This is a genomic window from Microbispora sp. NPDC049633 (assembly GCF_040675265.1).
Classification (GTDB): domain Bacteria; phylum Actinomycetota; class Actinomycetes; order Streptosporangiales; family Streptosporangiaceae; genus Microbispora; species Microbispora maris.
This window is the reverse complement of record NZ_JBFAOO010000319.1, coordinates 1-5,496: the sequence shown is the minus strand read 5'-3', so window position 1 is coordinate 5,496 and position 5,496 is coordinate 1. Positions and strand designations below refer to the sequence as shown.

The following is a 5,496-nucleotide window of genomic DNA, read 5'->3' as shown; positions in this document are numbered from 1 at the left end:
GGCCGGTCCCGCACGCGCCCGCCAGCAGGCCGGACGCGGCCAGTACGACGAACGCCCACCGCGGTCCACTGCGCCGGGCCCGGCCGGCCCGGCCGATCGTCACGCCGCCAGTCACAATGCTCGCTCCCGCCCCGGAAGGTTGTCTTGACTGTGAGCATGCCCGGGCGGGAGCGACTCGATCCACGGACCGGCGTGATCACCTCTTGACCCGGATGGTTGATAGCGCTAACAATCGCCGAGAGCGTCGTCCCGGTGAAGGAGACCCCCTCGTGCTCCAAGCACAGCTGACCATCGACCCCGCCCAGCGGGTGGCCCCCGTACGGCGCCGGACGTTCGGCACGTTCGTCGAGCACCTCGGCCGCTGCGTCTACACGGGCATCTACGAACCCGGCCACCCCACGGCGGACGAGGAGGGATTCCGCGGCGACGTCCTCGCGCTCACCCGCGAGCTCGGCGTGACCACGGTGCGCTACCCCGGCGGCAACTTCGTCTCCGGCTACCGCTGGGAGGACGGCGTCGGCCCCCGCGAGCGGCGCCCCCGGCGGCTCGACCTGGCGTGGCACAGCACGGAGACCAACGAGATCGGGGTCGACGAGTTCGTCCGGTGGACCCGCCTGGCCGGGCTGGAGCCGATGATGGCGGTCAATCTCGGCACGCGGGGTGTCCAGGAGTCCCTCGACCTGCTCGAATACTGCAACATCCCGTCCGGCACCGCGCTGTCCGACCTGCGGGTCGCCAACGGCGCCAAGGAGCCCCACGACATCCGCATGTGGTGCCTGGGCAACGAGATGGACGGTCCCTGGCAGATCGGGCACAAGACCGCCCGCGAGTACGGCAGGCTCGCCGCGGAGACCGCGCGGGCCATGCGCATGGTCGACCCCGGTCTCGAACTGGTGGCCTGCGGCAGCTCGGGCTCCTCCATGCCGACCTTCGGCGCCTGGGAGGCGACCGTCCTGGAGGAGACCTACGACCTGGTCGACCACATCTCCTGCCACGCCTACTACGAGGAGAAGAACGGCGACCTCGCCGGTTTCCTCGCCTGCGCGGCCGACATGGAGCACTTCATCTCCACGGTCGTGTCCACCGCCGACCAGGTCGGGGCCAGGCTCGGCTCCAGCAAGCGGATCACCGTCTCGTTCGACGAGTGGAACGTCTGGTACATCAGCCGCTTCCAGTCGGCGCCGCCCCCGCCGGACTGGCCGGTCGCGCCGCCGCTGCTGGAGGACCACTACCACCTCGCCGACGCCGTGGCCCTCGGCAGCCTGATCATCACGCTGCTGCGGCACAGCGACCGGGTCGCGGCGGCCTGCCTGGCCCAGCTCGTGAACGTGATCGCGCCCATCATGACCGAGCCCGGCGGCAGGGCCTGGCGGCAGACGACCTTCCACCCGTTCGCGCAGGCGGCGCGGTACGCCAGGGGCGAGGTCGTACGGGTCGAGCCCGCCTGCCCGTCGTACGAGACCGCCGAGTTCGGCGAGGTGCCCGTGCTCCACGCGGTCGCCACCCACGACGGGGAGGACACGACGCTGTTCGTGGTCAACAGGTCGGTGGGCGAGCCCGTGGAGCTGGAGCTCGACGCGCGGGCGCTGGGAGCCGTCGGCGGCACGGCTGGGGGCGCCGTCCGGATCGCCGAGGCGACGACCCTCACGCACGAGGACGTGTACGCCCGCAACACGGCCGACGACCCCGGGCGGGTGACGCCACGGCCCAACACCGATCACCGCGGCGATCCGCTCCGGATCGTGCTGCCGCCGGTCTCCTGGAACGTGATCAGGCTGTCGAAGGCCTGAGGCGCGCCGCCGCTACGGCGGCTTTCCGGCAGGGGAGTCGTCCTCGTCCCATTCCAGGTGGTCCACGACGTCGACGACTCCACTGACCCGGCGCGTCATCCGTACGGCGACCCGCGCGTCGCTGTGCCGGTCCACCCTGCCGGTGAGCGTCACCACGCCCTGATGGACGTGGACGACCGCCCTGGAGGTGTCCACCCACAGGCTCCGGCCGAGGATCTCCACGCGCACCTCGCGTTCGATCTCGCCGTCGGCGCGTACGAACGTCTTGAGCAGGTCGTGCCGGCTGAGGACGCCCTTCAGCCGGCCCTCGGCGTCCACGACGGGCAGCCGCTTGACCCCGTGCTCGTCCATGAGGCGTGCCGCCGCGACCGTGGTCGTTCCGGGGGTGATGGTGACGGCGGGGGAGGTCATCAACTCGGCGGCCGTCTCGCCGGTCGCTTTGGCCCGCGCCCCGCTCTCCTGTCCGAGGCGGTCGCGCAACCGTGCGCGCAACGGCGGCCGGTATCCCTCGCGGTAGTACTGCTCCCTGAACTCCTCCTTGCGCAGCAGGTCGGCCTCGGACACGACGCCGAGCACCCGGCCGTCCTCGTCCACGACGGGAACGGCGCTCACGGCGCGGGCGATCAGCACTTCGGCGATGTCCCTGAACGACGTGCCGGCGTGGACGGACGCGACGTCCGTGGTCATGACGTCCTGCACCTTCATGTGCATGGCGGCCTCCTTCCGGTCGCGGTCGCGGTCGCGGGTCCGGGGACAGGTCCGCGACTTCCATCACACGCCCGGGGCGCACCGGCGGGCAGGGCCGAAGGTCCCGCGGCCCTCCCGGCGGGCGGAAGTCCCGGCGTCTGAGGACTTTGGTCTGCTGCGCCCTGGGCAGCGGACACGGTGCGATGGTGGCCGGGAGCACCAACCCCCCGCGCCCGCGTAGCGCTTGAGCACAGGAGGCAGAGCACATGGCCGGACAGATCGTCGTCGCCGTCGACGGATCGAAGCCTGCGACGGCGGCGCTGGAATGGGCGGCGGACGACGCGCGGCGCCGGGGAGCGGCGCTGAGGATCGTCCATGTGCGCGAACCGTGGGCGCACGAGTACCCGTTCCACGCGGTCGAGGGCTTCGCCCAGTCCTACAGCGAGTTCTGCGAGGGTGTGCTCGCCGCGGCCGCCGCCCGCGCCCGCGAGATCGCCCCCGATCTGGAGGTGACCACGGAGCTGGCGGAGGGGACGGTCGTCGAGACGCTGCGCGCCGGGTCGTCCGGGGCGCAGGCCCTCGTGGTCGGCAGCCGGGGGATGGGCGGGTTCTCCGGACTGCTCCTCGGGTCGGTCGGTCTCGGCCTGGCCGGTCACGCGGAAGTTCCCGTCGTGGTCGTGCGCAAGCCGCACCGCGACGAGTACCACGAGGTCGTCGTCGGCTTCGACGGGTCACCCCATTCGGAGGCGGCCCTGGAGTTCGCCTTCGAGGAGGCCCGGGCGCGGCGCGGCCGGGTCCACGCGGTTTACGCCTGGGAGATGCCGACGTTCTCGCCCTTCGCCGTCGGTTACGGTGCGATGCTCGAGGAGATCTACGACAACGAGTCGCGCGCGGCGCGGCTGCGGCTGGCGCCGTGGCGTGACAAGCACCCGGACGTCCCGCTCGTCGAGTCGGCGGTCTGCGGCCACCCGGTCCCGGCGCTGGCGGACGCCTCGCTCGTGGCCGACCTCGTGGTCGTCGGCTCCCGAGGGCTGGGCGGTGTGCACGGCGCGCTGATCGGCTCGGTCAGCCACGCGATGCTGCACCGCGCGCACTGCCCCGTCGCGGTCGTACGGCCCCGCGACGGCGGGCGCTGAGGTCCGGCGCGGTGGAGGGCGCCCCCGATCTCCGGATCGTCTACCGCCGAGGCCGACAGAAATCTACAACGTAAAGGCGCACGCCCGAAAAGTGACACATATGCGGCAAGTGCCACTGAAGGCAATGGGCCACATGTGCGAGCTGTTTCTCCTCTATGCCAGTTCTGCCTGTAACTCCAACTACTTCTCCGGGCCGGTTGTTCTGATCGGCATAAGGAGGAAATAATTAGTACAGGATTTCGAATCTATTGGGGGTGTGATGGATCTTTTCGACTTCGATCCTCCACACCCTCGTCGTTCGAACATCACCGATAACGGCTGGTGGGATCGATTGGTCGCCGATTCGCCGTTGTGGTCCTCCGAGGGTTCGCTCGCCCGTGACGATTGCGGCGTCGGCTTTGTGGACGGCGGGCACGTGGGTGGCTCATCCATGAATGACGGCCCTGCCTGTGGCCCTGTCGATGGCGCTCCCACCGATGACCAAGCCACAAGCGACGGTGCCGGTGATTCCGAGGCCGGTGCCGGTCGGAATAGGGGCCGGTCGTCGTGGGTGCTGGTTGGTTCTGTTCGTGAGTCGGCGCAGGCGTTGGCGTTGGCGGCGGTTCCGGATGATGTGGATATCTGCCTGGCCGAGGCCGAGGAGTTGTTGTTCGCGCGGGATCGGATCACGTGTGCTCTTGCTGATCGGGTGGGGCGGGTGCATCGGGCGGGGCAGGCCAAGCGGCATGGGCATGCCTCCACGCGTAGCTGGTTGCGCACCGCAGGAGGGATGAGCGTGGCGGGTGCGGGCCGGCTGCTGACCCTGGGGGTGGAGTTGGCCCGTCTGCCGCGGGTGCGGGAGATGTTCGCCGCGGGTGGGTTGGCGGCGGGGGTGGTGGAGGCCATCTGTGCGGCGGTTTCGGGTCTGTCGGATGAGCAGGCCGGTTTGGCCGAGCCGATCCTGGTGGAGTTGGCGGGCAGGGCGGGGGCGGCGGAGGTGGCCAAGGCGGGGCGTTATCTGCGGGCGGTGCTGGATCCCGATGGTGAGGACCGCGATGAGCGGGCCGATTACGGGCGGCGGTTCCTGCGGGTCCGCCCGGGCAGGGGCGGCGGGCTGGAAGGGGAGTTCTATCTGCCGCGTGAGCATGCCGCGCGGTTGCAGGCGTTGCTGGAGGCTTATGCCAGGCCCAGGGCGGAGGGTGATGACCGGCCGCTGCGGGTGCGTCAGGCGGATGCGTTCATGGCGTTGCTGGAGGAGAAGATCGCCGCCGAGCTCCTGGTCCTGGTCAACGCCGAATCCCTCCCCACCGACCCCGCTCCTGAGCCCGACACCGACCCCGCCCATAAGCCCGACACCGGCCACCCCGCGAGCACCGACCAGAGCGCTGCCAACAGCGCCGACCGCCCCGAGACCTTCGGGACCCCCGAGGCTCCCGAGGACACCCAGGCCACCGAAGACGTGCAGGACAGCCACGGCACCGGGCACACCGAAGGCGCCCGGAACGCTCAGGGCGCCGAGACGCCCGTGGTCAGCCGGGTCAGCGGGGGCAGCCGGGACGGCTGGGGGTCATGGTGGGGTGAGTGGCGATCGTCTGATCCTCCTGGCGACGCCTCTGCCCCTTACACCCACGCCGGGCCTCGGCCTGCGGGGGAGGACCGGCATGGGCCGGGAAACGCGGAGAGGCCGTCCGGCACGCGGGGAGCAGAGCCGGTGGCGTCACCGGGACCAGAACCGGGGTCGCCACGGAGAGCAGAGCCGGTGGCGTCACCGGGGTCGTCACCGGGGGCAGAGCCGGGAGCGTCGGCCGGAGGGCTGCCGGGGGCGGGGCTGGGCGCGGCGTGGGGGACGGTGTTGGGTCCACTGCTGGGGACGGCGCCGGGGTTGTTGCTGGCGACCGGGCAGG

General features: G+C 71.2%; 4 protein-coding genes. 3 read left to right on the top strand and 1 reads right to left on the bottom strand.

Annotation, left to right across the window (positions count from 1 at the left end):
• Window positions 1-269 precede the first annotated feature (269 nt).
• Window positions 270-1,790 carry an alpha-N-arabinofuranosidase gene (locus AB0J39_RS37905; RefSeq protein WP_363473795.1) on the top strand — a complete coding sequence of 507 codons (1,521 nt, stop codon included), beginning with the start codon at window positions 270-272 and terminating at the stop codon, window positions 1,788-1,790.
• A 12-nt stretch (window positions 1,791-1,802) separates the two neighbouring features.
• Here AB0J39_RS37905 and AB0J39_RS37900 read toward each other — a convergent pair whose 3' ends face one another.
• Window positions 1,803-2,501, bottom strand: coding sequence for a CBS domain-containing protein (locus tag AB0J39_RS37900; RefSeq protein ID WP_363473793.1), 699 nt, complete (start codon window positions 2,499-2,501; stop codon window positions 1,803-1,805).
• 242 nt (window positions 2,502-2,743) lie between these two features.
• Between AB0J39_RS37900 and AB0J39_RS37895 the strand changes: the two genes are divergently transcribed.
• Both AB0J39_RS37895 and AB0J39_RS37890 read left to right on the top strand, forming a co-directional pair.
• Entirely contained in the window at window positions 2,744-3,613 is an 870-nt protein-coding gene (locus AB0J39_RS37895; protein WP_363473791.1) for a universal stress protein, read from the top strand.
• Between the two features lie 259 nt (window positions 3,614-3,872).
• The coding region (locus AB0J39_RS37890; RefSeq protein ID WP_363473790.1) for a DUF222 domain-containing protein at window positions 3,873-5,496 on the top strand (1,624 nt) is incomplete at its 3' end.